The sequence below is a fragment of the Paraburkholderia sp. SEWSISQ10-3 4 genome, from assembly GCF_030464785.1.
Classification (GTDB): domain Bacteria; phylum Pseudomonadota; class Gammaproteobacteria; order Burkholderiales; family Burkholderiaceae; genus Paraburkholderia; species Paraburkholderia aspalathi.
Genome location: NZ_JALPRI010000014.1, coordinates 14,320 through 40,591 on the forward strand (window position 1 = coordinate 14,320; position 26,272 = coordinate 40,591).

General features: G+C 62.4%; 18 protein-coding genes. 8 read left to right on the forward strand and 10 right to left on the reverse strand.

Annotated features, from left to right (window positions below):
- Positions 1 to 455 precede the first annotated feature (455 nt).
- From M0D68_RS23465 to M0D68_RS23480, 4 genes are all read left to right on the forward strand, one after another.
- Complete coding sequence (locus M0D68_RS23465; protein ID WP_266225493.1) at positions 456 to 1,982, forward strand: collagen-like triple helix repeat-containing protein; 1,527 nt, start codon at positions 456 to 458, stop codon at positions 1,980 to 1,982.
- 167 nt (positions 1,983 to 2,149) lie between these two features.
- Positions 2,150 to 3,535 carry a collagen-like triple helix repeat-containing protein gene (locus tag M0D68_RS23470; protein ID WP_266211599.1) on the forward strand — a complete coding sequence of 462 codons (1,386 nt, stop codon included), beginning with the start codon at positions 2,150 to 2,152 and terminating at the stop codon, positions 3,533 to 3,535.
- Positions 3,536 to 3,784: 249 nt separating this feature from the next.
- Complete coding sequence (locus M0D68_RS23475) at positions 3,785 to 5,500, forward strand: ShlB/FhaC/HecB family hemolysin secretion/activation protein (RefSeq protein ID WP_266225495.1); 1,716 nt, start codon at positions 3,785 to 3,787, stop codon at positions 5,498 to 5,500.
- A 251-nt stretch (positions 5,501 to 5,751) separates the two neighbouring features.
- Complete coding sequence (locus M0D68_RS23480; RefSeq protein ID WP_093632472.1) at positions 5,752 to 6,237, forward strand: DUF2147 domain-containing protein; 486 nt, start codon at positions 5,752 to 5,754, stop codon at positions 6,235 to 6,237.
- A gap of 12 nt (positions 6,238 to 6,249) precedes the next feature.
- Here M0D68_RS23480 and M0D68_RS23485 read toward each other — a convergent pair whose 3' ends face one another.
- The 7 genes from M0D68_RS23485 to typA all read right to left on the reverse strand — a co-directional run bounded on the left by M0D68_RS23485 (position 6,250) and on the right by typA (position 16,245).
- Positions 6,250 to 6,390 (reverse strand): hypothetical protein, encoded by a 141-nt coding sequence (locus M0D68_RS23485; RefSeq protein WP_266225496.1) that lies wholly within the window; start codon positions 6,388 to 6,390, stop codon positions 6,250 to 6,252.
- Positions 6,387 to 6,836 carry a transposase gene (locus tag M0D68_RS23490; protein WP_054034647.1) on the reverse strand — a complete coding sequence of 150 codons (450 nt, stop codon included), beginning with the start codon at positions 6,834 to 6,836 and terminating at the stop codon, positions 6,387 to 6,389. Before M0D68_RS23490 ends, M0D68_RS23485 begins: the two co-directional genes overlap by 4 nt.
- Positions 6,837 to 6,998: 162 nt before the next feature.
- Positions 6,999 to 8,096 (reverse strand): cell division protein ZapE, encoded by a 1,098-nt coding sequence (gene zapE, locus M0D68_RS23495; RefSeq protein WP_200618546.1) that lies wholly within the window; start codon positions 8,094 to 8,096, stop codon positions 6,999 to 7,001.
- A 90-nt stretch (positions 8,097 to 8,186) separates the two neighbouring features.
- Entirely contained in the window at positions 8,187 to 9,617 is a 1,431-nt protein-coding gene (gene lpdA, locus M0D68_RS23500) for a dihydrolipoyl dehydrogenase (RefSeq protein ID WP_093632469.1), read from the reverse strand.
- A 139-nt stretch (positions 9,618 to 9,756) separates the two neighbouring features.
- Positions 9,757 to 11,031: a 2-oxoglutarate dehydrogenase complex dihydrolipoyllysine-residue succinyltransferase gene (gene odhB, locus M0D68_RS23505; RefSeq protein WP_200618547.1), complete on the reverse strand. Its 1,275-nt coding sequence runs from the start codon at positions 11,029 to 11,031 to the stop codon at positions 9,757 to 9,759.
- A gap of 152 nt (positions 11,032 to 11,183) precedes the next feature.
- Positions 11,184 to 14,045 carry a 2-oxoglutarate dehydrogenase E1 component gene (locus M0D68_RS23510; protein WP_266225499.1) on the reverse strand — a complete coding sequence of 954 codons (2,862 nt, stop codon included), beginning with the start codon at positions 14,043 to 14,045 and terminating at the stop codon, positions 11,184 to 11,186.
- Positions 14,046 to 14,418: 373 nt separating this feature from the next.
- On the reverse strand, positions 14,419 to 16,245 hold the full coding sequence (gene typA, locus M0D68_RS23515; RefSeq protein WP_093632467.1) for a translational GTPase TypA: 1,827 nt from the start codon (positions 16,243 to 16,245) through the stop codon (positions 14,419 to 14,421).
- A 318-nt stretch (positions 16,246 to 16,563) separates the two neighbouring features.
- Between typA and M0D68_RS23520 the strand changes: the two genes are divergently transcribed.
- From M0D68_RS23520 to M0D68_RS23535, 4 genes are all read left to right on the forward strand, one after another.
- The gene (locus M0D68_RS23520; protein WP_200618548.1) at positions 16,564 to 17,079 is read left to right on the forward strand and encodes a MarR family winged helix-turn-helix transcriptional regulator; all 516 of its coding nucleotides are present in this window, start codon (positions 16,564 to 16,566) and stop codon (positions 17,077 to 17,079) included.
- A 49-nt stretch (positions 17,080 to 17,128) separates the two neighbouring features.
- Entirely contained in the window at positions 17,129 to 18,637 is a 1,509-nt protein-coding gene (locus M0D68_RS23525) for an efflux transporter outer membrane subunit (RefSeq protein WP_200652423.1), read from the forward strand.
- Positions 18,638 to 18,713: 76 nt separating this feature from the next.
- Complete coding sequence (locus tag M0D68_RS23530; RefSeq protein WP_200618550.1) at positions 18,714 to 19,988, forward strand: EmrA/EmrK family multidrug efflux transporter periplasmic adaptor subunit; 1,275 nt, start codon at positions 18,714 to 18,716, stop codon at positions 19,986 to 19,988.
- Positions 19,989 to 20,019: 31 nt separating this feature from the next.
- Entirely contained in the window at positions 20,020 to 21,582 is a 1,563-nt protein-coding gene (locus tag M0D68_RS23535; RefSeq protein WP_093632463.1) for a DHA2 family efflux MFS transporter permease subunit, read from the forward strand.
- A gap of 120 nt (positions 21,583 to 21,702) precedes the next feature.
- Here M0D68_RS23535 and truB read toward each other — a convergent pair whose 3' ends face one another.
- From truB to infB, 3 genes are all read right to left on the reverse strand, one after another.
- The gene (truB, locus tag M0D68_RS23540; RefSeq protein ID WP_093632460.1) at positions 21,703 to 22,638 is read right to left on the reverse strand and encodes a tRNA pseudouridine(55) synthase TruB; all 936 of its coding nucleotides are present in this window, start codon (positions 22,636 to 22,638) and stop codon (positions 21,703 to 21,705) included.
- Positions 22,639 to 22,741: 103 nt separating this feature from the next.
- The gene (gene rbfA, locus M0D68_RS23545; protein WP_054034654.1) at positions 22,742 to 23,107 is read right to left on the reverse strand and encodes a 30S ribosome-binding factor RbfA; all 366 of its coding nucleotides are present in this window, start codon (positions 23,105 to 23,107) and stop codon (positions 22,742 to 22,744) included.
- A gap of 202 nt (positions 23,108 to 23,309) precedes the next feature.
- Positions 23,310 to 26,270 (reverse strand): translation initiation factor IF-2, encoded by a 2,961-nt coding sequence (infB, locus tag M0D68_RS23550; RefSeq protein ID WP_093632457.1) that lies wholly within the window; start codon positions 26,268 to 26,270, stop codon positions 23,310 to 23,312.
- Between the last annotated feature and the right edge of the window lie 2 nt (positions 26,271 to 26,272).

A 26,272-nucleotide genomic window follows, 5' to 3' on the forward strand; every position in this document is an offset into this window, starting at 1 on the left:
TTCGGGTTTTATAGCCGAACAATCATATTTAAGCAATTGTCCGCTGCCCTTAGCGCGACACCATATGCGTTTTAGCGTCGTACTCAGGTTAACGGCTGTTCGTGCGTTGCAGCACATAGGAATAACCATGAGTTAGATTCGCTGCACTAATTATTTGTTTGAACAGAACGTTTCAAGCGTCCGGGGACCTCCCGCTGCGCCTGCGTTACGCCGTGTTTCGTAACGGCGCGCGCGCCTCGTTACGTTACGCAGCCATCGCAAACGTTTAGCGAATTCATTTTCTCGCGCTATATCTGGGTTAGCAGACACTCCATCAATTCATCGCAAAGCCATATCACATATGGCTTTAAGCCCCATTGCAAAAAAATCTTCTGCATTATTCAGTCGAAATGGCACGGCTCATGCAGAGGAAGGCACGCAGCAACACCCAAAAACACATGCGATGCGAGGGCGACATGAACATTCAAACGGCCAACACCACACTTCGAACAACCCTGATTGCCACCAGCGTGGCAGCAATGCTTTCTCTCGGCGCTTGCGGAGGCTCCGGAACCCTAAGTGCCGGCACCGGCGGCAGCGGTAGCGGCTCCTCCGGCGGCGCACTTTCCACCACCACGGGCAGCGGCAGCGGTTCGATGGGCTCAGGCGGTTCGGGTACCAACACCAGCAGCAACGGCTCGGGAAGCGGCTCTGGTACGGGCACCGGAACAGGAACGGGAACCGGCACGACGCCGGTGGCGAACGCGCTCGGCACGGTCGTCGGCAACGGCGGCGGCGTGGTCAACGATCTCGGCCAGACGGTCTCGAGCATCGGTAGCGTGATCGGTTCGCAAAGCCTGCCCGGCGTCAGCGCGCAAACCACCCAGGCCGCCGGCGGCATCGTCCAACAAGTCGGCTCGGCGGTCTCCACGCTCGGCACCGGCGTATCGCAAGGGCTCGGCCAGCTCGGCACCGGCGGCGACGCGGTCGGCACGACGGTCTCGAGCCTCGGTGGCGTGGTCGGTCATGTCGGCGGCGCAGTGACGGAAGCAGGCAGCCTCGTGACGAGCCTCGGCAGCGGTCCGCTCGCGCCGCTGGCAGCCATCACCACGCCGCTCGGCGGCGTCGTCAATACGCTTGGCAACGCAGTCACCAACGGCGGCAGCACGCTCACCACCGCGCTCTCGACGGGTCCGGTCCAGCAAATCACGCAAACGCTCAGCACCGCGATCACGCCGATCACGTCGATGGTCGCGGCGACCACGCAGACGATCGGCAACACGACCGGCCTCGGCGCACCGCTGAACGGCCTGCTCGGCACGCTCGGCGGCGGCCTCGGTAAGGCCGGCACGTTGATCAGCGCGACAGGCGGCAATCCGATCACGGCTGCTCTGGGTCACACGGTGACGGACACGGGCACCACGGTCGCATCGGTGGGTGGCCTGCTCACCGGCAGCACGGGCGGTAACCCGCTCGCTCCGCTCACCAGCGTACTCGGCGGCCTGACGGGAGGCACCAGCAGCGGCCCGCTCGCTCCGCTCACCAGCGTGCTCGGCGGCTTGACCGGCGGCACCAGCAGCGGCCCGCTTGCTCCGCTCACCAGCGTGCTCGGCGGCTTGACCGGTGGCACCAGCAGTGGCCCGCTCGCTCCGCTCACCGGTGCGCTCAGCAGCGTAACGGGCGGTCTGGGCGGCGCATCTAGCGGCAGCAGCCCGTTGGCACCCGTCACGGGTCTGCTCTCGAGTGTAACGAGCGGCCTGAGCAGCGCGACCGGCGGCAGCAGCAGCCCGCTCGCCCCGGTTACCGGCCTGCTGGCGAGCGTCACCGGCGCGCTCGGCGGCGTCACGACAACGGCGGCCGCTACGCCTTCCACCACGACGACCACCACATCGAGCCCCGGCCTCTCGCTGTCGAGCACCAGCGGCAAGGGATCGGGCAGCAACCCGCTCGCTCCGGTGACGTCGCTCGTCGGTGGCCTGCTTGGTGGCCTGACGAAGAAGTAAGTAATGCTATCGAAAGAAGCGCAGCGACTGGCACCCGGAGTGCGGCCCGACAGCCGTGCCCCGGCTCTGCCGGAACCTGGATGAATTGAGCCGCGCCGCTCAGACACCCGTTGCACAGGCGCACGCAAACCACGCATACGACACCTAGAAGACACTGAGGAGCACCTATGTCCAGCCAACGTTTTTTTACTCTCCATGCGGCGTGCGCGACAGTGTCGTCGTTGCGCGCACCGCTGATCGCCGTTGCAGTCGCAGGCTTGCTCGCCGCGTGTGGCGGCAATGGCGTCACTGCGCCGCCGAGCGCATCCTCCGGCGGCGGCACTAGCGGCGGGGGTTCGACCAGCGGCGGCCCGACCACCAGCACGTCGTCGGGCACCACCGGCGTCGCCACCGCCGCCGCGCAGACGACCAAAGACCTCGGCAACACGATCGCCTCGCAGACCATCCCGGGCCTCAGCCCGCAGGTCACACAAGGTCTCGGCAACGCGGTGTCGAGCACCAGCAGCACACTGAATTCACTCGCTGACGCAGTGAGCGGCGGCGTCGGACAAATCGGCACGACCTCCAATCCGGTCGGCACCACGGTCGCCGGACTCGGCTCGGTGGTCAGTTCGACAAGCGGCGTCGTGCAAGGTCTGAGCACCGCGGTCGGCGGCCTCGGCACCGGCAATCTCGCGCCGCTGTCGCCGCTCACCACGCCGCTGGCAACGGTTCTCTCCACCACCGCTGGCGCACTGAACGCCGGTGGCGTGACGCTCGGCAATTCGCTGGCCTCCGTGCCGGTGCAGCAGGTCACTCAGCCGATCAGCACCGCGATCACACCGATCGTGCAGACCGTCGGACTCGTGACGCAGACGGTCGGCACGCAGACCGGCCTCGGCGCGCCGGTAGGCGGCCTGCTCGCGCAAATCGGCGGCACGTTGAAATCGACCAGCACACAAGTCGGCGCGGCAACCAACAACCCGCTCGGCGCAGACCTCGGCAACCTGGTCGGCTCGCTCGGCAACACGGTGACGAACGCCGGCGGCCTCGTCAATCCGAACGGCCCGAATGGCGCGAATCCGATTCCCGGCTTGATTACGAGCCTCGTCGGCAGCACCAATGTGGCGGTCGTCAATGGGCCGCCTGCCAACGGCAGCCCGTTCGGCCCGCTGCAAAACACGCTCGCGAGTCTCGGGCTCGGCAACAACCCGCTCGGCTCGGTGTCGACGCTGCTCGGCGGCACGCCGCTGGCCGGCCTGACCCCGGCATTGAATGGCACGCCCTTGAGCTCGCTGACTTCGGGCGGCTCGCCGCTGAGTTCGCTGACGTCGGTGCTGGGTGGCTCAGGTAGTGGATCGAATCCGTTGTCGACGCTGACTGGCGCGCTCTCCGGTGTCACCAGCAGCGCCTCGGGTAGCAACGGCAGCAATCCGCTCGCGCCGGTGACCGCCCTCGTCGGCCAATTGACCGGAACACTCAGCTCGGCGGCAGGTTCGACGAGCGGCTCGGGCAGTGCAACGGGCGGCTTGACGACACTGCTCGGCGGCCTGGTGCCGGTGAGCCATAAGTAGTCCGCATAAGTCGCTCGTTGATGCCGCGCATACAAGGCGTTCCGTTGGACGCCCCGTTATGCAAGGCGCATAAGCAGTCCGCGTCATCACGTGCTCCGCGCTTTGTGCAGCCAATGCTCAAGCCCCACGGAGCACGTGACGTAATACATGCAAGCATGGCAGTATGCGTCGAGCCACACATAAGCGATCGCGACCAGCCCGGCCAGGCGGCGCGTCCGCAAGACAAGAACGGCATACGAGGAAAATCCGATGAAACTCGGGTACGGTAGTAGTAGTAAATGGACCCTCCTGCTCGCGGCGATCGCGGCAAGCGGGATGCAAGTAGCAGCACACGCGCAGTCACGCCCAGCCGGCCCGACCGTCGGCGGCAATCCTCTCGATTCGCTGCCGCAGATCAAGGCGCCCGACAAGGGCCCGAACGTGACCATGCAGGTCACGCCGCAAGCGCCCCAGCTTCAGGAACTGCTCGCCCGCCATCTGACGCCTTCGAAGATTCAGGTCGAGGGCGTCAAGTCCATTCCGTTCGACGAAGTCGCGCAGCGCTTCACGCCGCTCGTCGGCAAAGACACCACCATCGGCGATCTGATCCAGGTCGCCAACGGCGTTACGAAGCTGTATCAGGACCGCGGCTATGCGCTCTCGTTCGCGTTCATTCCCGCGCAGACGTTCGACGACGGCGTGGTGCGCGTGACGGTGGTCGAAGGCTACGTGTCCGCAGTCAAGGTGACGGGCAAGCCAGGCGCAGTCGAAGACAAGATTCGCGCGATCGCCGACCACATCGTTGCCGACCGGCCGTTGCGGCGCGCCACCTTTGAGCGTTACATCAACGTGCTAGGTCTGTTGCCCGGCGTGAAAGTCGCGGCCAACGTGGCGCCTCCGCAAAATACCGATGGCGCCACCACGCTCGAGTTGAACGTGGACCGCAAACCGTTCGACCTCAGCACAGGCATCGACTTCAATCACCCCGGCGTGCAAGGCCTGCTGACGGCCACCGAAAACGGCCTGACCGCGCTCGGCGAACAGCTGAGCGTGTCTGCGTTGCTGCCGAAGGGCCGCGACAACGTCACCTATCTCGCCGCGCACGCCACAGTGCCGATCAGCAGCAATGGGCTGACCGGGAAGATCGACGCGTCGCACTATCGCGGCAACCCCACCGACAATCCCGGCCTGCCCTCCTTTATCGAGCGCACGGTCATCAACGATAAGGTCGGCGGCTCGCTGGCGTATCCGATCCTGTTGAGCAACAAGCAGAGCGTGATCGGCACGGCCTCGGTCTATGCATCGCACGACGAAGATCGCTACAACAATCACGACACCGGCGCGCAAATCGGCTTTCGCTCACAGGTGCGGGTGCTGCAATTGCAGGCCGACTACACCAGCGTGGAAACCGGCCAGGTGCGCCGCGCGAGTATCAATGTGGCGAAGGCTTTCGATATCCTTGGTGCGTCGAAATCCGGCGACTCGAACGTTCCCGGCTCGCCGGTCACGAATCCGGCGTCGATCAACTTCGTGCGGACCGGTGCAAGCTTTTCGCAAACTAACGAGTGGCCACTGAAGATCGGCACCGCGGTTTCGTTGACCGGTCAGTACAGCGGCGTCTCGCTGCCCACGTCGGAACAGATCTCGTTCGGTGCGCAACGTTTTGCGCAGGGTTATGAACCGGGCGAAGCGTCGGGCGATTCGGGCTGGGGCGCAATGTTCGAAGTCAACCGGCCGTTCACGCCGGGTTTCACCTATCTGCGCACCTTCACACCGTACGTCTCGTTTGACATGGCGCGCGTGTATCTGCATGCAGGCACGCCCTCGCCGTCGAAGCTTTCATCGATTGCGTTCGGCTTCCGGATCTCGGACGCGAAGTATTACAGCCTGGATTTGTCGGTGGCCAAACCGATCGGCGATGCGCCGGTGGAGAGCGCGTCGCGCAGCCCACGCATCAACGCAACATTCTCGTATCAGCTGAACTGATGTTCGAAAGTGCCGCGTCCTGATTAGAGGTTCCACTATCAAACGACACGCGCACTTTCACGTATTCTGCGCTGACGGTATGCGGCCCGCGACACCCAGGCCGCAGGCCGCACACGGCGGACACCGATGTGGCCGATTTGAATCTGAGAGGCAATACCAGGCATCACGGCAGCCGGCAACTGAAGACCGCCCGAGACGCCAATAACGCCGCGCGACCATGATCGCGCCGTCTTTAATCAAGGAGGAAGACAATGATGCAATTCACTCAACGCGCGCGCGCAATCGCGCTTCGCACAGCCAAACATGCCGCCCTCGCCGGCGTGCTGCTCGTTAGCGCCGTCACGGCAATGGCGCAGGCCGATTCCCCGGTCGGCATGTGGCAAACCATCGACGATCACACCGGCCAGCCCAAGGCACTCGTGCAAATTGCACAGGACGGCAGCGGCTCGCTGAGCGGCAAGGTGGTCAAGGGACTCAGCGCGAACGATCAACCGGATCGCCGCTGCACTGAATGCACGGACGCGCGCAAGGACCAGTTGATCCTCGGCATGACGATCATCAACGATATGAAAAAGGACGGTGACGGCTGGGATCACGGGCAAATTCTCGACCCGGAAAACGGCAAGGTCTACAAGTGCAAGATGCACCTGGAAGACGGTGGGAACAAGCTGGTGGTGCGTGGCTACATCGGCGTTTCGCTGCTGGGCCGCTCGCAGACCTGGATTCGCCAGCAGTAAGGAGCGTGTCGTTCAGGCGCCGATGCCTGAAGCGCCAAGATAGTGTTCCATCAGGGCCGCATCTGCTGCCAGGATGGAACCAGAAGAAACGGCCGACGATTGCCATCGTGCGGCCGTTTTTTTTGTTTGAGTCTGGCTGGTTGAAGTTGTCATGCAGCGTGCTTGAAAGGCGACGTATACGCGAACGGCGAAGACGGTAACGGCTTGACCGCTGCCGGGCTGTACGCCGGAGGCACTGCTGCGGGCACCTTTTCTGCGTCAACGCTTTTCTGTTCCGCGCTCACATGTGTGCGCATGCGCGCTTCCATCAGCTTGCAGAGTTCCTCGCTCGCTGCGCCGAACAACTGGTCCATGACGCGCTTGAGTACGCCGGACTCATACCATGCCTTGAAGCGGCGATGGCAGGTTTGATACGACGGATATTTGCGCGGCATAGCGGACCAGGTCGCGCCGCTATACATCACCCACAGCACGCCGTTGAGCACGGAGCGCGTGTTGGCGAGCGGCCGGCCACGCAGTTCGGAACGCGGACGCAGTTCAGGCAGCAACGGTGCAACACGTTGCCATTCTTCATCATTGATATCACGGTACGGATTCATGGCTTCTCCTTTGTCAGAACCATGACAAAGAAGATATCCAGTCGTCCGCGGGCGGAACATAAGACCAATCCGAATCTTGAAAATACGACTTCGGACTCCGCCACTTCGGCGAGCGGACCGTGATCTATCGCAAAAGCATTCGCGCCCGCATCACGCGGCGGCTTAAGTCAGCGACGTATCGACGATCCGGCGCGGCGCGTCGAGATATTCTTTCGATTGCATTTCGACGATGCGCGAGACCGTGCGCGCGAATTCGTTGGCCATCGGACCGTCGAGATACAGCTGATCGGGCGGCACCGCAGCCGACATCAGCAGTTTGACCTTGTGGTCATAGAACACGTCGATCAGCCAGGTGAAGCGACGCGCCTCCGAAGCCATACGCACCGACATCTGCGGCACGCCGGACAGGATCACAGCATGAAAACGGCTCGCCAGTTCAAGGTAATCGTTCTGCGAGCGTGGACCGCCGCAGAGCGTCGCAAAATCGAACCACACGACGCCGTCAGCGCGCCGAAGCGCCTTCAGCTCGCGCTTTTCAATGCGCAGAATTGGACTCTCATCAGGAACCGCGGCAAGGCGTGAAAACGCGTCACGCAACGCTTTATCCGAGGCTGCGCCGAGCGGCGTGTGATACACCTCGACCTGAGCTAGCGTGCGCTTGCGGTAGTCGATCCCCGCGTCGACATTGATCACGTCGAGCTTCGACTTGATCAGCTCGATTGCCGGCAGCATGCGGTCGCGGTGCAGGCCGTCCGGATAGAGCGTGTCCGGGTCGTAGTTGGACGTCATCACGAATTGCACGCCGTTCTCGAACAGCTTGTCGAGCAGACGGTAGAGGATCATCGCGTCGGCGATATCCGAGACGTGGAATTCGTCGAAACAGATCAGCCGGTAGCGCTTGGCGATACGGCGCGCGAGTTCGTCGAGCGGATCGGCCGTGCCTTTCAGTTCTTCCAGTTCGCGATGCACCTCGCGCATGAACTCGTGGAAATGCAGGCGCGTTTTGCGCTGCACCGGCACGATCATGTAGAAGCTGTCCATCAGGAAGCTCTTGCCCCGCCCTACCCCGCCCCACATGTACACGCCGCGAGGCAGATCCGGGTGGATGATCAGTTTTTTGAACGCGTTCGAGCGGCGTGATTTGTACTCGACCCACTCGTCATAACACCGCTGCAGACGGTCGACCGCCGCGCGTTGCGCCGGGTCCGATTGATAACCCCGCGTCTGCAGTTCTTTTTCGTAGTATTCGGTGACGTTCATTGTGTTGCTGCAAAAAGAAAGGCGGGAGGGAGTGAACCCGCCCGCCTTCGTGGTGATGCCAGAGTTGCGTTCAGTCAGGCGTGCGCGTGATTACATATTCAGCGCGCGCTTGTCCACGGCCAAGGCCGCTTCGCGCATGACTTCCGACAGCGACGGGTGCGGATGGCAAATGCGGCCGATGTCTTCCGACGCCGCTTTGAATTCCATCGCCACCACGGCTTCCGCGATCAGGTCCGATGCGTTTGCCGAGATGATATGCACGCCCAGCAGCTCGTCGGTCTTCGCGTCGGCGATCATCTTGACGAAACCATCCGCCTTGTTGATGCCCAGCGCGCGGCCGTTCGCCATGAACGGGAACTGGCCCGTCTTGACTTCGCGGCCTTCGGCCTTCAGTTGCTGCTCCGTCTTGCCGACCCACGCGATTTCCGGTTCGGTGTAGATCACCCACGGAATGCAGTTGTAGTCGATATGCGGCTTCTGACCGTCGATGATCTCAGCAACCAGCACGCCTTCGTCTTCAGCCTTGTGCGCGAGCATCGGGCCACGCACCACGTCGCCGATCGCGTACACGTTCGGCACAGCCGTTGCGCAGTGGTCGTCGACGTCGATGAAGCCGCGCTCGTTCGCCTTCAAACCAATGGCTTCGAGACCGAGGTTGTCGGTGTTCGGCACGCGGCCGATCGACACGATCAGACGGTCGGCTTCGAGCGTTTGCGCGTTGCCGTCCTTGTCCGTGTAATTGATCGTGACGCTCTTGTCGGTAGTCTTGATTTCACCGACCTTCACGCCAACGTGAATGTCCAGACCTTGCTTCTTGAATTGCTTGGCGGCTTCCTTGGCAAGCGCCTGGTCAGCCGCGCCGAGGAATTCCGGCAGCGCTTCGAGCACGGTCACGTCCGCGCCCAGACGGCGCCACACCGAACCGAGCTCCAGACCGATCACGCCAGCGCCGATCACGGCGAGCTTCTTCGGCACGGAGTCGAACGTCAGTGCGCCTTCGTTGTCGGCGACGATCTTGTTGTCGACCGGAACGTTCGGCAGGTGACGCGCCTTCGAACCCGTTGCGATGATGACGTTCTTCGCCGTCACGACTTCGGTTTCGCCTTCGCCGCTGACTTCGATCTGCACGCCGGCGTCCGTCTTGCCGGTGAACTTGCCATGGCCCTTGAGCCACGTGATCTTGTTCTTGCGGAACAGGAATTCGATGCCCTTGGTCATCTTCTCGACGATGCCTTCCTTGCGGGCCAGCATCTTCGCGATATCGACCTGCACGTTTTCCACGCTAATGCCGTGGTCGGCGAGGTGATGCGATGCGTTTTCAAATTCTTCCGACGACGCGAGCAGCGCCTTCGACGGAATGCAACCCACGTTCAGGCACGTGCCGCCGAGCTTCAGCGCGCCGGCCGGGTTTTTCCATTTTTCGATACATGCGACCGTCTTGCCGAGCTGCGCTGCGCGGATAGCGGCGATATAACCGCCGGGGCCGGCGCCGATCACGACGACGTCAAATTCTTTGGACATGACAATCCTTTTGATGACGGAGCGACGCGCGGCCACGCTTCGTGGCGCGCGTCGATCCAGTACTGCGGAATGCTAAAGACGTGCTGCTTATATGGCGTCGACTTGCGCGATGACAAGCCGACGCCCGCCAAACCGGCGATTACAGGTCGAGCAACAGGCGCGCCGGGTCTTCCAGCGCATCCTTCATTGCGACCAGCGACAGCACTGCTTCGCGACCGTCGATGATCCGGTGGTCGTACGACAGCGCCAGATAGTTCATCGGACGGATCACGATCTGGCCGTTCTCGACCACAGCGCGTTCCTTCGTGGCGTGCACGCCCAGAATGGCGGATTGCGGCGGGTTGATAATCGGGGTCGACAGCATCGAACCGAACACACCACCGTTCGAGATCGAGAACGTACCGCCCGTCATTTCTTCGATCGACAGCTTGCCGTCCTTGGCCTTCTGGCCGAATTCAGCAATCTTCTTCTCGATTTCAGCGAGGCTCAGCTGATCGGCGTTGCGCAGGATCGGCACCACCAGGCCACGCGGCGAACCGACCGCGATACCGATGTCGAAGTAGCCGTGATAGACGATGTCGTTACCGTCGATCGACGCATTCACGAGCGGGAATTTCTTCAGCGCGTGAACAGCCGCCTTCACGAAGAACGACATGAAGCCCAGCTTCACGCCATGTTCCTTTTCGAACTTGTCTTTGTACTTGTTGCGCAGGTCCATCACCGGCGCCATGTTCACTTCGTTGAACGTGGTGAGGATGGCGTTGGTTTGCTGCGACTCGAGCAGACGCTCGGCGATACGCGCACGCAGACGCGACATCGGCACGCGCTGTTCCGGGCGGTCTTTCAGCCACTGGTCGGCCGATGCCGGCGCCTTGACGTCCGGCAGCGACGGCTTCGCAGCCTTCGGTGCGGCAGCCGGTGCCGGTGCAGCCTTGGCCGCCGGTGCGCCAGCCGTCAGCACGTCACCCTTGGTGATGCGGCCGTCGCGGCCCGTGCCGGCGACGTCGCCCGCGCCCAGACCCTTCTCGGCCATCAGCTTGCCGGCAGCCGGCGAAGCAGCGGTGTTCGCACCCGTTGCGGATGCAGCCTGAGCGACCGGTGCAGCAGCCGGTGCCGGTGCGGCGACCGGAGCCGGCTTCACTTCGGCTTCGACAGCAGCGGCGCCTGCCGTGCCTTCGGTGTCGATCTTGGCGATCACCTGATCCGCAACGACGATGTCGCCGTCGTTCGAGATCACTTGTGCGAGCACGCCGGCGGAGGGCGCCGGCACTTCGAGGACGACCTTGTCGGTCTCGATTTCGATGAGAATTTCGTCTTGAGCAACAGCCTCGCCGGGCTTCTTCTTCCACTGCAGCATCGTGGCTTCCGAGACCGACTCGGAGAGCTGGGGAACCTTGACTTCAACAATAGCCATTATGAATATCCTGAATACGTATCGGGTGACGGCGCGCGATCTATGTACTCGACGACCGCCTGCGAACCATACTTGCCGGGAACGAACCACCATGTGGTGACTGAACGCGGCACGGGAAAGCGCATTGCGCTTTCCCGGTTCGTCTGTTTTCCTTATTTAGCGATCGACGCGCTCTTGAGGCGGCCGAAAGCGCCTTCGATCAGCGCCTTCTGCTGCTCGTAGTGCTTCGCGTAGTAGCCGACTGCCGGCGAAGCCGAAGCCGGACGTCCGCTGTATGCCAGCTTCTGACCTTCCTTCATGCCTTCCTTCAGGTGGTGCTCGATGTAGAACCACGGGCCCTGATTCTGCGGCTCGTCCTGCACCCAGACCACTTCGGTCGCGTTGTCGTACTTCTTCATTTCCGCTTCGAACTGCTTATGCGCGAACGGATAGAGCTGTTCGATACGGATGATCGCGACGTCGTTCGACTTCGATTCACGGCGATGTGCCAGCAGGTCGTAGTACACGCGACCCGAGCAGGCCACCACGCGCTTGACCTTCTTCGGCTCGATCGCTTCGTCGATTTCACCGAGGATCGGCTGGAACGCGCCCTTCGCCAGTTCGGACAGATCCGACACGGCTTCCTTGTGACGCAGCAGCGACTTCGGCGTAGCGACGATCAGCGGCTTGCGGAACAGGCGGATCATCTGACGGCGCAACAGGTGGAATATCTGCGCCGGCGTGGTCGGCTGAACGACCTGCATGTTGTGGTCTGCGCACAGTTGCAGGAAACGCTCGATACGTGCCGACGAGTGCTCCGGACCTTGACCTTCGTAGCCGTGCGGCAGCAGCATCGTGAGACCCGAGACGCGGCCCCACTTCACTTCGCCCGACGAGATGAACTGGTCGATCACGACTTGCGCGCCGTTCACGAAGTCGCCGAACTGCGCTTCCCACGCGACGAACGTATTCGGTTCAGCGGTCGAGTAACCGTATTCGAAGCCCAGCACCGCTTCTTCCGACAGCACCGAGTCGATCACCGTGAACTTCGCCTGACCTTCAGCGATGTTCTGCAGCGGCACGTAGGTGCCGTCGTTCCAGCGTTCGCGGTTCTGATCGTGCAGCACCGCGTGACGGTGCGTGAACGTGCCACGGCCCGAGTCCTGACCGGTCAGGCGCACTGCGTAGCCCGATGCGACCAGCGATGCGAATGCCAGGTGTTCGCCCATACCCCAGTCGAGCTTCGCTTCACCACGGCCCATCGCGCGACGGTCGTTGATGACGCGCTCGACCAGCGGGTGAACCTTGAAGTTTTCCGGGATCGTGGTGACGCGCTCAGCGAGGCGCTTCAACTCAGCCAGCGGCACTGCCGTGTCGGCTGCGTCGGTCCACTTGCGGTTCAGGAACGGAACCCAATCCACCGCGTACTTGCTCTTATAGTTCGAGAGCACCGGGTCGACCGTGTGGTGGCCTTCGTCCATCGCCTTGCGGTAGGCCTTGACGAATTCGTCGCCCTCTGCCGCCGTGATCACGCCTTGTTGCACCAGCTTTTCAGCGTACAGTGCGCGCGTGCCCGGGTGCTTCGCAATCGTCTTGTACATCAGCGGCTGCGTGACAGCCGGCGTGTCCTGCTCGTTGTGACCCAGCTTGCGGAAGCAGACGATGTCGACAACCACGTCCTTATGGAACTGCATCCGGAAGTCGATGGCCAGCTGCGTAGCCAGCACGACCGCTTCAGGATCGTCACCGTTCACGTGCAGCACCGGCGCCTCGATCATCTTGACGACGTCCGAGCAGTACAACGTGGAGCGCGAGTCGCGCGGGTCCGACGTCGTGAAACCGATCTGGTTGTTGATGACGATGTGCAGCGTGCCGTGTGTGCCGTAACCGCGCGTTTGTGCGAGGTTCAGCGTTTCCATCACGACGCCCTGACCTGCGAAGGCCGCGTCGCCGTGGATCTGCACCGGCAGCACTTGCAGGCCGCTGTCGTCGCCGCGGCGATCCATACGGGCCTTCGCCGAACCTTCTACCACCGGGTTGACGATTTCGAGGTGCGACGGGTTAAACGCGAGCGACAGGTGAACCGGGCCGCCTTCGGTCGAAACGTCCGACGAGAAACCCTTGTGGTACTTCACGTCGCCGGCCGGCAGGTCGTCGACGTGCTTGCCTTCGAATTCGGCAAACAGGTCAGCCGGCATCTTGCCGAGCGTATTGACCAGCACGTTCAGACGGCCACGGTGGGCCATGCCGATGACGATTTCCTGTACGCCGTTGGCGCCGCCATGACGCACGACTTCGTCCATCGAGGCGATGAAGCTTTCGCCGCCTTCGAGCGAGAAGCGTTTCTGGCCGACGTACTTGGTGTGCAGGAAGCGCTCGAGGCCTTCAGCGGCCGTCAGGCGATTCAGGATGTGCTTCTTCTTTTCATTGGAGAAGTTCGGCGTCGAACGGATCGACTCGAGCTTCTCTTTCCACCAGCGCTTCTGTTCCGGATCGCTGATATACATGTACTCGGCGCCGATCGTGCCGCAGTACGTGTCACGCAGGGCCTTGACGATCTCGCGCAGCGAAGCACGCTCGAATCCGAAATACAGATTCGTGGCGCTGAACTCCTGGTCCATGTCGGCTTCGGTGAAGTCGTAGAACGCGGGTTCGAGTTCGGGGATAGCGGGACGTTCGCGGCGCTTCAGGGGATCGAGATTGGCCCATTGCGAGCCGAGGAAGCGATATGCGCCGATGAGGGACTGCACATAGACTTGCTTGCGGGAGGTAGCGAGATCTTCGCCGCCGGCCGCCGTGCGCGGGATGAAGGCATTAGCCTTGGCCCGTTGCGCAAACGATTCGACGATCGGGCCATGGGCCACGTCGTTGGCATTGCTGCCATCCGATGCAGGGACGTTCTGCAACGCGTCGAAATAGCTGCGCCAGTTCTCGGGCACTGACGCCGGATTATCGAGATACGCTTCGTACATTTCTTCTACGTACGGAGCATTGCCGCCGAACAGATAAGAGTTCGACTGGAATTGCTTCATCATTTTTACGCTCACCTTTCTTCGAGTTTCTCGAGAAATAGCGGGTTACAGAACCTTCCGCGACACGGCCTGACCGTTTAGCGGATTGCGCGAATCAAGTCTTGCTTGGAAGGACCTAAAACTTTGCACCCGGGGAGCATATCACAGAACGGATAGTGCAGATAGCAGACGGACTGGCGCTCAAGCCTTTTACGACGGGCTTTCGGCCGGTTTTACAGGACCCGCAACAGACTTCTGCGAAAAACGGGGACAAACACGACAAACAGGCAGCCAACCGCGAACAATTGCACGCAACGCGAATGGGGCGCCAGAAATGACAAAAGCCACCCGAAGGTGGCTTTTGCCTGACAGCACGCCAGTTAAGGCCGATGCTGACTTAGTCCACTGCGCCCTTACGGCTGGCGCTACGGCGCTCGTGTTCCTTCAGGTAACGCTTGCGCAGACGGATGGACTTCGGCGTGACTTCGACCAGTTCGTCGTCGTCGATGAATTCAACCGCGTATTCCAGCGACATCTGGATCGGCGGCACAAGGCGCACCGCTTCGTCCGTACCTGACGAACGCACGTTGGTCAGTTGCTTGCCCTTGATCGGGTTCACGACCAGGTCGTTGTCACGGCTGTGAATGCCGATGATCATGCCTTCGTACAGCGGCTCGCCCGGCGACACGAACATACGGCCGCGATCCTGCAACTTCCACAGTGCGTACGCCACTGCCGCGCCGTCGTCCTGCGAAATCAGCACGCCGTTACGACGCTCGCCGACACCACCTTCCCGGACCGGCTGATACGAGTCGAACGTGTGGCTCATCAGGCCCGTACCACGCGTCAGCGTCAGGAATTCGCCCTGGAAACCGATCAGCCCACGCGCCGAGATACGATACTCGAGACGCGTACGGCCGCGGCCGTCCGACGCCATGTCGAGCATTTCGCCCTTGCGGCGGCCCAGCTCTTCCATCACGCCACCCTGGTGGCCGTCTTCCATGTCGACCGTCAGGTTTTCGTACGGCTCGTGCTTCACGCCGTCGACTTCCGTCATCACCACGCGCGGACGCGACACGGCCAGCTCGTAGCCTTCACGGCGCATGTTTTCGACCAGAATGGTCAGGTGCAGCTCGCCGCGGCCTGCCACTTCGAACGTGGTTTCGTCGCCCGTTTCTTTCACGCGCAGCGCCACGTTGTGGTTCAGTTCCTTCATCAAGCGGTCGCGAATCTGACGGCTCGTGACGAACTTGCCTTCGCGGCCGGCCAGCGGCGACGAATTGACGAGGAAGTTCATCGTCAGGGTCGGTTCGTCGACGGTGATCATCGGCAGCGCTTCCGGTTGTTCCGGTGCGCAGATGGTCACGCCGATGCCGATTTCTTCGATACCGTTGATCAGCACGATGTCGCCGGCTTCAGCCGAATCGACCTGCACGCGCTCGAGACCCTTGAACGACAGGACCTGATTGATCTTGCGGTTCAGGATCGCGCCGTCGGGGCCCGAACGCACGGCGACGGCCATGCCCGGCTTGATCGTGCCGCGCGTGATGCGGCCAACGCCGATACGGCCAACGTACGACGAATAATCCAGCGACGTGATCTGCAGTTGCAGCGGCGCCGACGGATCAGCCGGGCGGACCGGCACGTGTTCCAGCACGGCTTCGAACAGCGGACGCATGTCGCCTTCGCGCACGTCCGGCGTCAGGCCGGCGTAGCCATTCAAACCCGATGCGTAGACGATCGGGAAATCGAGTTGTTCGTCAGTAGCACCCAGCTTGTCGAACAGGTCGAAGGTCTGGTTGATCACCCAGTCGATCCGCGCGCCCGGGCGGTCGACCTTGTTGATCACGACGATCGGCTTGAGGCCGAGCGCCAGCGCCTTCTTGGTCACGAAGCGCGTTTGCGGCATCGGGCCTTCCACCGCATCGACCAGCAGCAGCACCGAGTCGACCATCGACAGCACGCGCTCCACTTCACCGCCGAAGTCGGCGTGGCCCGGCGTGTCGACGATGTTGATGTGCGTACCTTCGTACTCGACCGCGCAGTTCTTCGAAAGAATCGTGATGCCACGTTCCTTTTCGATGTCGTTCGAGTCCATCACGCGCTCGACAACCGCCTGGTTGTCGCGGAAGGTGGCGGTTTGGCGGAGGAGCTGGTCGACGAGCGTGGTCTTGCCGTGGTCGACGTGGGCAATGATGGCGATATTGCGTAGGGCGCGAGTCATAGGAACCTGGAGACAGTTGAGTGCGCCAGCAGCAGCATTGTGTAGGAAGCCAACAAAGCCCAAAGCGCACTTTTGGGAACCCAACATTATAGCACGCCCAAATGAAGCTTTCTGGTATTCCCTGATAGCTCCATCGCCTTCCACGCAGCGCTGCCTAAGAAACAGTCCCACACGGCTTCGGCGAAATCCTACGCAAATCCACGCGGATTGTGCCTTGAGGCGGAAAAGTTCTTTGCCTAAGCTGTAATAACGCTTGCCGCGTCAATCAACCGCTGTCTATAATCCTGCCTAGTCAACCATTGCATTCGCACGAGAATCATGACGGATCCGTCCTCAACACCCAGCTCAGAGATCAGCGAGTATCAGTTGGGCGAAAGCGTCGGCTATTTGCTCTCGCGAGTGAAATCGACCATGTCGAACCTGGTCACACAGCGCAGCATGGCCGAGCTGGGCATCACCAGCCAGCAAGGCAGCATCCTGTTCATGGTGGCGAGCGGCAAGTGCCTGCTGGCGGCCGAGCTGGCGCGCGAATACGGCATCGACGCAAGCGCCGTCACGCGTCTGGTCGACCGGCTGGAAAAACGCGGCCTGCTGACAAGAGTGCGCAGCAACGAGGACCGGCGGGTCGTGCGACTCGCGCTGACCCCGGAAGGCCATGCGATCGCGGCCAAAATGCCGGCCATTTTCAACGGCGTGCTGGACAACCTGCTGGGCGGCTTCACCCCCGAAGAAGTGGGTTTTCTGAAGAGCATGCTGCGCCGCGTACTCATCAATTCCGGCGAACAAACGGGACTAGCCCGTGATGCAGCAAGCAATTTTGACAGCAAATCGTAATAAATTGCTTGCAGTGTCCATCATTACATTCCACTCAAAGAGTCGAGCGATGAAATCCCTTTCCCTGTCCGCGCCCGCACTTTCGAGCCGGGCCGCTGTCGCCGCCGCGGTGACGGCGCTCGCCCTCACGGGGTGCGCGAACTACTTCGGCATGAAAAGCGACAAGCAGATCTCGTCGCCGGCTCAGTACGAGTCCACCCAGAGCCTGCCGGGCCAGGGCGGCCAGTGGCCGTCGCTCGACTGGGCCAACCAGTTCGGTGACCCCCAACTGCCGAAGCTGATCGCGGAAGCGCTGGAAGGCAGCCCCTCGATCGCGCAGGCGCAGGCTCGCCTCGCCAAAGCGTCGTCCTACATTGAAAGCTCGCGCTCGGCGCTGTACCCGAAGGTCAACGGCAGCTACTCATGGACCCGCGAGCTGTTCTCGGCGAATGCGCTCTACCCGCCTCCGTACGGCGGCACCTGGTATAGCGAGAACAACGTGCTGGCGAGCGCGTCGTGGGATCTGGACCTGTGGGGCAAGAACCGCCAGCGTCTGGGCCAGGCCGTGTCACAGGAAAAAGCCGCTGAAGCCGACATGCAGCAGGCGCGCGTCACGCTTGCCTCCTCCGTGGCGAGCACCTATAACCAGCTCGCCCAGTTGTACGCATTCCGCGACATCGCCGCGCGCGAAATCGCCAACCGCCAGGACATCAGCCGCATCACCAACGGCCGCGTCACCGCCGGGCTCGACACCAACGTCGAACGGGAAACCGCGAACGGCAACATCGCGACCAGCCAGGCAAACCTGACCGATCTCGACGGCCAGATCACCGTGGCGCGCTATCAGTTGGGCGCGCTGCTCGGCAAGGGTCCGGATCGTGGCCTGCAGATCGCCAAGCCGGTTCTTACCACCGGTGACACGATAGCGCTGCCGAACAATCTGCCGGCCGACCTCGTGGCGCGTCGCGCGGACATCGTCGCCGCACGCTGGCAGGTCGAAGCCGCGATGCACGATGTGAAGGAAGCGAAGGCTGAATTCTTCCCGGACGTCAACCTCGCCGCCGGTTTCGGTTTCGATGCGTTCGGCTGGGGCCGTTTCCTCAAGTCGGGCAGCCGTCAGATGCAATTCGGTCCGGCGATTCACCTGCCGATCTTCGACGCCGGCGCGCTGCGCTCGCAGTTGAAGGGCCGCTACGCAGACTTCGACCTCGATGTGGCGGACTACAACCAGACGCTGATCAATGCGCTCTCGGATGTCGCGACGCAAGTGTCGTCGATCCGTTCGATCGACCAGCAATCGGGCGACGCACAGCGCGCGCTCGACGCGTCGACCAAGGCCTATCAGCTCGCGGTGATCCGCTACAAGGCCGGTTTGTCGCCGCAGTTGCAGGTGCTGACCGCCGACCAGAATCGTCTTGCCGCCGAACAGACGGTAACGGGCCTGAAGATGCGCCGCCGCGATCTGCAGATCGGCCTCATCAAGGCACTCGGCGGCGGTTTCGACGCCACGCAAACGGGCCTCGTGGTGCCGACCGATGCCCCGGCATCGGCCACCGCTGCGACCGCCGCTGCAAACTGAAGCCACATCGACGCGACCCGCACTCGCATAAACATCCGAATAAACGACGACGCTTGAGAGAACCCGGAGCACATCAATGAGCACCACCCAACAGCCCGCGGCTACTACACAGCCGACTCAGCAGCCGGCCCCGCAGCCGACTCAACCGGCACAACCGCCGGCGAACAACGGCAAACGCAAGCGCATGATGACGCTACTCGTCATCGTGATCCTGATCGCCGCGGTCGCCTACGGCCTGTACTACTTCCTCGACGCACGCTTCCATGAGGACACCGACGACGCCTACGTGAACGGCAACGTCGTGCAGATCACGCCGCAGGTCACCGGCACGGTTGTCGCCGTGAACGCAGACGACACGCAGACCGTGAAGGCCGGCGACCCACTCGTCGTACTCGATCCGGCCGACGCGCGCGTCGCGCTCGAACAAGCCGAAGCGAATCTCGCGCAGACAGTGCGTCAGGTGCGCGGCCTGTTCGCCGACGACAACCAGTACCAGGCGCAAGTTGCCCAGCGCCAGTCCGATCTGTCGCGCGCGCAGGATGACCTGAAGCGCCGCCTGACGGTCGCGCAAACCGGCGCTGTGTCCGCGGAAGAAATCTCGCACGCCCGCGACGCCGTGAAAAGCGCACAAGCCTCGGTCGACGCCGCTGAGCAACAACTGGCTTCGAACCGCGCGCTGACCGCCAACACCACGATCGCCAATCACCCGAACGTGCAGGCTGCCGCCGCGAAGGTGCGCGATGCGTATCTGGCCAACGCGCGTAACAACTTGCCGGCGCCGGTCACGGGCTACGTCGCGAAGCGCTCGGTGCAGGTCGGCCAGCGCGTCTCGCCGGGCACCCCGCTGATGGCCATCGTGCCGCTGGGCGGTGTGTGGGTTGACGCAAACTTCAAGGAAGTGCAACTGAAGCACATGCGCATCGGCCAGCCGGTCGAGTTGACGGCCGACGTGTACGGTTCGTCAGTGGTGTTCCACGGCAAGGTGGTCGGCTTCTCGGCGGGTACGGGTTCGGCGTTCTCGCTGCTGCCCGCGCAGAACGCAACCGGCAACTGGATCAAGGTGGTCCAGCGTCTGCCGGTACGGATCGCGCTCGACCCGCAGGAACTCGAGAAGCATCCGCTGCGTATCGGCCTGTCGATGCAAGCCGACGTGAGCATCAAGGACGACCAGGGTGGCCAGCTCGGCCAGGCGCCGAACACGGTTTATCAGACCAATGTGTTCGACAAGTACGGCGACCAGGCGGATGCGGAAATCGCCCGCATCATTTCGGAGAATGCAGGTCCGAACGGCGGCTCGCAGAAGTCGGCTCAAGCTGGCGGCGCTACCAAGGCCGCCGCGAAGCTGATGTAAGCGGCGCGACGATTCATAGAAGGCTTTTTTAATGGCTCAGGCTCAGGCGCAAGTCCCTCATCCGCCGCTCGAGGGCGCGCAACTGGTGATCGGCACCATCGCGGTGTCGCTCGCCGTGTTCATGAACGTGCTCGACACGTCGATTGCGAACGTGTCGATCCCGTCCATTTCAGGCGACCTCGGTGTGTCGTCCGACCAGGGCACATGGGTGATTACGTCGTTCGCGGTGGCAAACGCGATCTCCGTGCCGCTGACCGGCTGGCTCACCGATCGTATCGGCCAGGTGCGCCTGTTCATGGCGTCGATCATCCTGTTCGTGATCTCGTCGTGGATGTGCGGTCTCGCCCCCACTCTGCCGTTCCTGCTGGCCTCGCGCGTGCTGCAAGGCGCCGTCGCCGGCCCGATGATTCCGCTGTCGCAAACGCTGCTGCTCGCGAGCTATCCACGCGCCAAGGCGCCGATGGCTTTGTCGATGTGGGCGATGACCACGCTGATCGCACCGGTGGCCGGGCCGATTCTTGGCGGCTGGATCTCGGACAACATCTCGTGGCCGTGGATTTTCTACGTCAACATTCCGGTCGGTGCGATCGCCGCGGTGGCAACGTGGACGATCTTCCGTAATCGCGATTCTGTCGTCAAAAAGGCGCCGATCGACGGCGTCGGCCTCGGTCTGCTGATCCTCTGGGTCGGCTCGTTGCAGGTGATGCTCGACAAGGGCAAGGATCTCGACTGGTTCTCGTCGACCACCATCGTCGTGCTGGCGCTGGTTGCGGTGATTTCGCTCGCGTTCTTCATTGTGTGGGAATTGACGGCCGAGCATCCGGTGGTCGACCTGTCGCTCTTCAGCCGGCGCAATTTCACGAGCGGTACGATTGCGTTGTCGATCGGCTACGGACTCTACTTCGGCAACCTCGTGTTGCTGCCGTTGTGGCTGCAAACCGATATCGGCTACACCGCCACCGAAGCAGGTCTCGTGATGGCGCCGGTCGGCCTGTTCGCCGTGCTGCTGTCGCCGATCACCGGCAAGGTATTGCCGCGTACCGATCCGCGCTATATCGCGACCTTGTCGTTCCTCGTGTTTGCGCTGTGCTTCTGGATGCGCTCACGTTATACGACTGGCGTCGATACTTATTCGCTGCTCATGCCCACGTTGATTCAGGGGATCGGCATGGCCGGGTTCTTCATCCCGCTGGTGTCGATCACGTTGTCGGGTTTGCCGGGCAACCGGATTCCGGCGGCGTCGGGCTTGTCGAATTTCGTGCGGATCATGTGCGGCGGTATCGGCACGTCGATTTTCCAGACCGCGTGGGATCACCGCACCATCATGCATCATGCGCAACTGGCCGAACAGGCGAGTGCGTACAACCCGGTGTTCGATCAGTCGATCCGGCAGATGGGTGCGGCGGGCTTCAGTCAGCCGCAGGCATATGGTCTGTTCAATACGATGGCGACGCAGCAGGCCGCGCAGTTGGGCGTGAACGATCTGTTCTTTGTATCGGCGGGGATCTTTGTCGCACTGATCGCGCTGATCTGGATGGCAAAGCCTGAACGCGCCGGTGGTGATGCAGGTGCGGCAGCTGCGGCGGCGCATTGAGGTTCTGGTTTTATTAGTCCGCGACGCGAGCTGTATGTATGTAATAAAAGGCGGGGCCGCTGGTGAGCGGTCCCGCCTTTTTTGTTGCTGCTGCTGACGAGGCGGCGCTTAAGTTCCGCGTTAGCTCGCTGCGGTAACCACGAGCCGTTCCGGCGCCAGCACGCCCTCGCCTTGCTTCGCGACGCCAAGCAGACGACCGTCCGCTGCATACACGCGTACGCGCGGCGCATTCACCGCATCGCCGACAATGGTCAACTCGGAGAGCTTCAGGCGTTGCCCATGCAGGAAGCGACGGGTCGCGTCTTCGTCCAGCGTGACAAGCGGGAACGTGGACAACAACGCATCGACCGGTTGCAGCCACGTATCGCGCTCGCTCTCCGTCGCATCGGACAACGCGTCGAGCGTCACCGAATTCTCCAGCGTCAGCGCGCCGACACCGGTACGCCGCAGCGCGACCAGATGCGCACCACAACCCAGCGCTTCACCGATATCCTCAGCAAGCGTGCGCACATAGGTGCCTTTGCTGCACGTCACGCGAAACGTCACGTCGGGCAACGCGCAGGCAAGCATCTCGAGCGCGTGAATCGTCACCTGACGCCCTTCGCGCTCCACCGTCTGGCCGGCGCGCGCGTATTCGTATAGCGGCTTGCCGTCGCGCTTGAGCGCCGAGTACATCGGTGGGACCTGAACGATGTCGCCGAGAAATTTCTGCATGGCCGCCTCTACCGCGGCCTGATCGCACGTCACGTCGCGCGTGTCGATGGCTTCGCCTTCGGCGTCGCCGGTGGTCGTGCGGATACCGAGGCGCATGGTCGCCTCATAGGTCTTGTCGGCTTCGAGCAGGTCTTGCGAAAACTTGGTCGCTTCGCCGAAACACAGCGGCAAAAGACCGGTGGCAAGTGGATCGAGCGTGCCTGTGTGGCCCGCCTTTTTCGCCAGGTAGAGACGCTTCGCGCGAATCAGCGCGTCGTTGCTCGACAGGCCGAGCGGTTTGTCGAGCAGCAGTACGCCGTCGAGCGCGCGACGCGGCACGCGGGGGCGTTGAGGTGCGGTCATGTCAGAAAGACAGAGTCTTCGAAGTGTACGGAAACAGCGCCAAATGAGCTGCAACTGACGCAGCGCAGCCCGGAACGCGGAGAACAACGTTCAACCCGCGCGCTCAGTCTTCTTTCGCGCGATTGGCATTCGCCTCGTCGATCAGACGGGACATTTCGACGGCCCGTTCGATCGTCTGGTCGTAATGGAAATGCAGCGTCGGCACGGTATGGATGTGCAGGCGCTTGAACAGCTGATTGTGCAGATGGCCGGCCGCGTGGTTGAGCGCTTCGAGCGTCTGCTGCGGGTCGCCGGTTAGCGTCGTGAAGTAGACCTTCGCGTGTGCGTAGTCGGGCGTCAACTCGACACTTTGAATCGTGACGAGGCCGATGCGCGGATCCTTGACCTCGCGCAGCAGCTCGGACAGGTCGCGCTGGATCTGATCGGCGATCTGCACGTTGCGATTGGGAGAAGAACGTTTTTTAGGCATGGTGTTTGTGTGCTCCGTTCTGACGGATGCAATAAAGTTGTTCGCGCGAACCGAGGTGGTGATTGCCCGGACGGCAATGAGCGGCTTGATAGCGACTGCAAGCCACCGCGGGGCGCAATACGCGACAAATGCGCGGGCCCAAAGACAACGGGCGAAGCGGGCGCTTAAGCCCGCTCCGCCCGTTGAGCCAATGCCGCGTGAATTACAGCGTACGCGCGACTTCGGTAACTTCGAAGACTTCGAACTGATCGCCTTCGACGATATCGTTGAAGTTCTTGATCGACATACCGCACTCGAAGCCCTGACGGACTTCCTTGACGTCGTCCTTGAAGCGCTTGAGCGAATCGAGCTCGCCCGTGAAGATGACGACGTTGTTGCGCAGCACGCGCACCGACGACGAGCGCTTGACGAAACCGTCCGTGACCATACAGCCGGCCACCGCGCCGATCTTCGGTACCTTGAAGACCTGACGCACTTCGACCGTACCCGTCACGACTTCGCGCTTCTCCGGTGCCAGCATGCCCGACATCGCAGCCTTCACTTCATCCACTGCGTCATAGATGATGTTGTAGTAGCGAATATCGACGCCGTTGGTTTCCGCCAGCTTGCGCGCCTGTGCATCAGCACGGGTGTTGAAGCCGATGATGACCGCCTTCGAAGCCGTAGCCAGGTTGACGTCCGACTCGCTGATGCCGCCGACAGCGCCGTGCACGATCTGCACACGGACTTCGTCGGTCGACAGCTTGAGCAGCGACTGCACCAGAGCTTCCTGCGAACCTTGCACGTCGGCCTTGACGATGAGCGGCATGTACGCCACTTCGCCTTCGCCCATCTGCTCCAGCATGTTCTCGAGCTTCGCGGCCTGTTGCTTGGCCAGCTTGACGTCGCGGAACTTGCCTTGACGGAACAACGCGACTTCACGCGCCTTGCGGTCGTCCGGCATGACGATGACTTCTTCGCCCGCTTGCGGCACTTCCGACAGACCTTGAATCTCAACCGGGATCGACGGGCCTGCCGACTTGGTCGGCTTGCCGGTTTCGTCGAGCATGGCTCGCACGCGACCGTAAGCGCTACCTGCCAGCACCACGTCGCCGCGGTTCAGCGTACCCGACTGGACCAGGATCGTTGCAACCGGACCCTTACCCTTATCGAGCTTCGCTTCGATAACGAGACCCTTGGCCGGCGCTTCGACCGGTGCCTTCAGCTCCAGCACTTCGGCTTGCAGCAGCACGTTTTCGAGCAGGTCGTCGATGCCCGCGCCGGTTTTAGCCGACACCGACACGAACGGCGAATCGCCACCATATTCTTCCGGCACGACGCCTTCCGCGACGAGTTCCTGCTTGACGCGCTCCGGATTCGCATCCGGCTTGTCGATCTTGTTGATCGCGACGACGAGCGGCACGCCGCCTGCCTTCGCGTGGGCAATCGCTTCCTTCGTTTGCGGCATCACGCCGTCGTCGGCTGCGACCACCAGAATCACGATGTCGGTTGCCTTCGCACCGCGAGCACGCATGGCCGTAAATGCTTCGTGGCCCGGCGTATCGAGGAACGTAATGACACCGCGCGGCGTTTCGACGTGATACGCGCCGATGTGCTGCGTAATCCCGCCCGCTTCACCCGCTGCAACCTTGGCGCGGCGAATGTAGTCGAGCAGCGAGGTCTTGCCGTGGTCGACGTGACCCATGACCGTGACGACCGGCGGACGCGGCAGTGCTTCTGCGTCCGTGATCTCGCCTTCGACCAGCATGGCTTCCGGATCGTCCAGCTTGGCGGCAACCGCGTGGTGGCCCAGTTCCTCGACGATGATCATCGCCGTTTCCTGGTCCAGCATCTGGTTGATCGTGACCATCTGGCCGAGCTTCATCATCGACTTGATGACCTCCGATGCCTTCACCGCCATCTTGTGCGCCAGATCGGCGACCGTGATGGTTTCCGGCACGTGCACTTCACGCACGATCGGTTCGGTCGGCGCCTGGAACGTGGTGTTCTGATCCTGATGCTTGCCGCGGCCCTTCGGGCCGCCGCGCCAGCCGCGATCGACACCGCCGCTCGAATCGCCACGCGTCTTGATACCGCGGCGCTTCGCTGCGTCGTCCTGCCAGCCGCCCTTGCCACCGCCCGGCTTCTTCTTGTCGCCAGCCGACGGCGTGGTCGTTGCAGCCGGAGCCGCAGCAGCCGGCTTCTTGGCGGCCGGACGTGCCGGTGCTTCACCCGCCGGACGCGCCGGCTTGTGCAGCGTGCCCTTGGCTTCCACCGGCTTGGCCGGCTCAGCGGGCTTCGGTGCCGGTTCCGGCGCCTTGACCTGCGCCTTGCGCGGCGTGTTCATCATTTCGCGAATCGCACGTGCTTCGGCTTCTGCCGCCGCACGGCGCTTGCTGACTTCTTCCTGCTCGGCGCGCGTTTTCTCGGCGGCCTGACGCGCTGCGTCTTCCGCTTTCTTCGCTGCTTCGCGTTGAGCTGCGCGTTCTGCCGCGGCGCGCTCGTCGTCCTGCTCGCTTTCCTTGGCAGCCGCCGGTTCTGCAGCCTTGGCCGCAACCGGTTCAGCCTTCGCCGCCTTGGCGGCCTGCGCCGGCTGGGCAGCCTGAGCCTGTTCGCGAGCCGCCGCTTCGGCCGCAGCCGCTGCGCGCTTCTTCGCCGCTTCTTCTTCCGCACGACGACGCTCGGCTTCAGCAGCCTGCTCGCGCGCCTGACGTTCGGCTTCTTCGCGCTCGAGCTGTTCCTGACGCGCCTTCAACTCCTGAGCCTGCTTTTCGAGCAGCTCGGCTTCGTGACGAGCTTCCTCTTCACGACGCTGGAGTTCGAGATCGTCTACATCAGCTTCGGCCACATGATTCGATGCATCCCCGCCTTCAGCGGAGGATTCGTCGCGGCGGACGAAAGTGCGCTTCTTACGCACCTCGACCTGAATGGTGCGAGCTTTGCCCGTCGCGTCGGATTGCTTGATCTCCGACGTATGCCGTTTCGTCAGCGTGATCTTGCGCTTGTCCGCATCAGTCGAGCCGTGAGACTTGCGCAAGTGGTCGAGCAGACGCGCCTTGTCCGTTTCGGACAAGCTGTCGTCTTCGCTCGCTTTCGTGACGCCTGCTGCCTGAAGCTGCTCAAGGAGCACGCCTGCAGGCATTTTCAGTTCCGCGGCAAATTGGGCTACGTTGTTACTCGCCATTC

Excerpts from the sequence above, each read along its gene's own strand:
- M0D68_RS23465 (WP_266225493.1), top strand. The coding sequence starts at position 456 with ATGAACATTCAAACGGCCAACACCACACTTCGAACAACCCTGATTGCC.
- M0D68_RS23470 (WP_266211599.1), top strand. The coding sequence starts at position 2,150 with ATGTCCAGCCAACGTTTTTTTACTCTCCATGCGGCGTGCGCGACAGTG.
- M0D68_RS23475 (WP_266225495.1), top strand. The coding sequence starts at position 3,785 with ATGAAACTCGGGTACGGTAGTAGTAGTAAATGGACCCTCCTGCTCGCG.
- M0D68_RS23480 (WP_093632472.1), top strand. The coding sequence starts at position 5,752 with ATGATGCAATTCACTCAACGCGCGCGCGCAATCGCGCTTCGCACAGCC.
- M0D68_RS23485 (WP_266225496.1), bottom strand. The coding sequence starts at position 6,390 with ATGACAACTTCAACCAGCCAGACTCAAACAAAAAAAACGGCCGCACGA.
- M0D68_RS23490 (WP_054034647.1), bottom strand. The coding sequence starts at position 6,836 with ATGAATCCGTACCGTGATATCAATGATGAAGAATGGCAACGTGTTGCA.
- zapE (WP_200618546.1), bottom strand. The coding sequence starts at position 8,096 with ATGAACGTCACCGAATACTACGAAAAAGAACTGCAGACGCGGGGTTAT.
- lpdA (WP_093632469.1), bottom strand. The coding sequence starts at position 9,617 with ATGTCCAAAGAATTTGACGTCGTCGTGATCGGCGCCGGCCCCGGCGGT.
- odhB (WP_200618547.1), bottom strand. The coding sequence starts at position 11,031 with ATGGCTATTGTTGAAGTCAAGGTTCCCCAGCTCTCCGAGTCGGTCTCG.
- M0D68_RS23510 (WP_266225499.1), bottom strand. The coding sequence starts at position 14,045 with ATGATGAAGCAATTCCAGTCGAACTCTTATCTGTTCGGCGGCAATGCT.
- typA (WP_093632467.1), bottom strand. The coding sequence starts at position 16,245 with ATGACTCGCGCCCTACGCAATATCGCCATCATTGCCCACGTCGACCAC.
- M0D68_RS23520 (WP_200618548.1), top strand. The coding sequence starts at position 16,564 with ATGACGGATCCGTCCTCAACACCCAGCTCAGAGATCAGCGAGTATCAG.
- M0D68_RS23525 (WP_200652423.1), top strand. The coding sequence starts at position 17,129 with ATGAAATCCCTTTCCCTGTCCGCGCCCGCACTTTCGAGCCGGGCCGCT.
- M0D68_RS23530 (WP_200618550.1), top strand. The coding sequence starts at position 18,714 with ATGAGCACCACCCAACAGCCCGCGGCTACTACACAGCCGACTCAGCAG.
- M0D68_RS23535 (WP_093632463.1), top strand. The coding sequence starts at position 20,020 with ATGGCTCAGGCTCAGGCGCAAGTCCCTCATCCGCCGCTCGAGGGCGCG.
- truB (WP_093632460.1), bottom strand. The coding sequence starts at position 22,638 with ATGACCGCACCTCAACGCCCCCGCGTGCCGCGTCGCGCGCTCGACGGC.
- rbfA (WP_054034654.1), bottom strand. The coding sequence starts at position 23,107 with ATGCCTAAAAAACGTTCTTCTCCCAATCGCAACGTGCAGATCGCCGAT.
- infB (WP_093632457.1), bottom strand. The coding sequence starts at position 26,270 with ATGGCGAGTAACAACGTAGCCCAATTTGCCGCGGAACTGAAAATGCCT.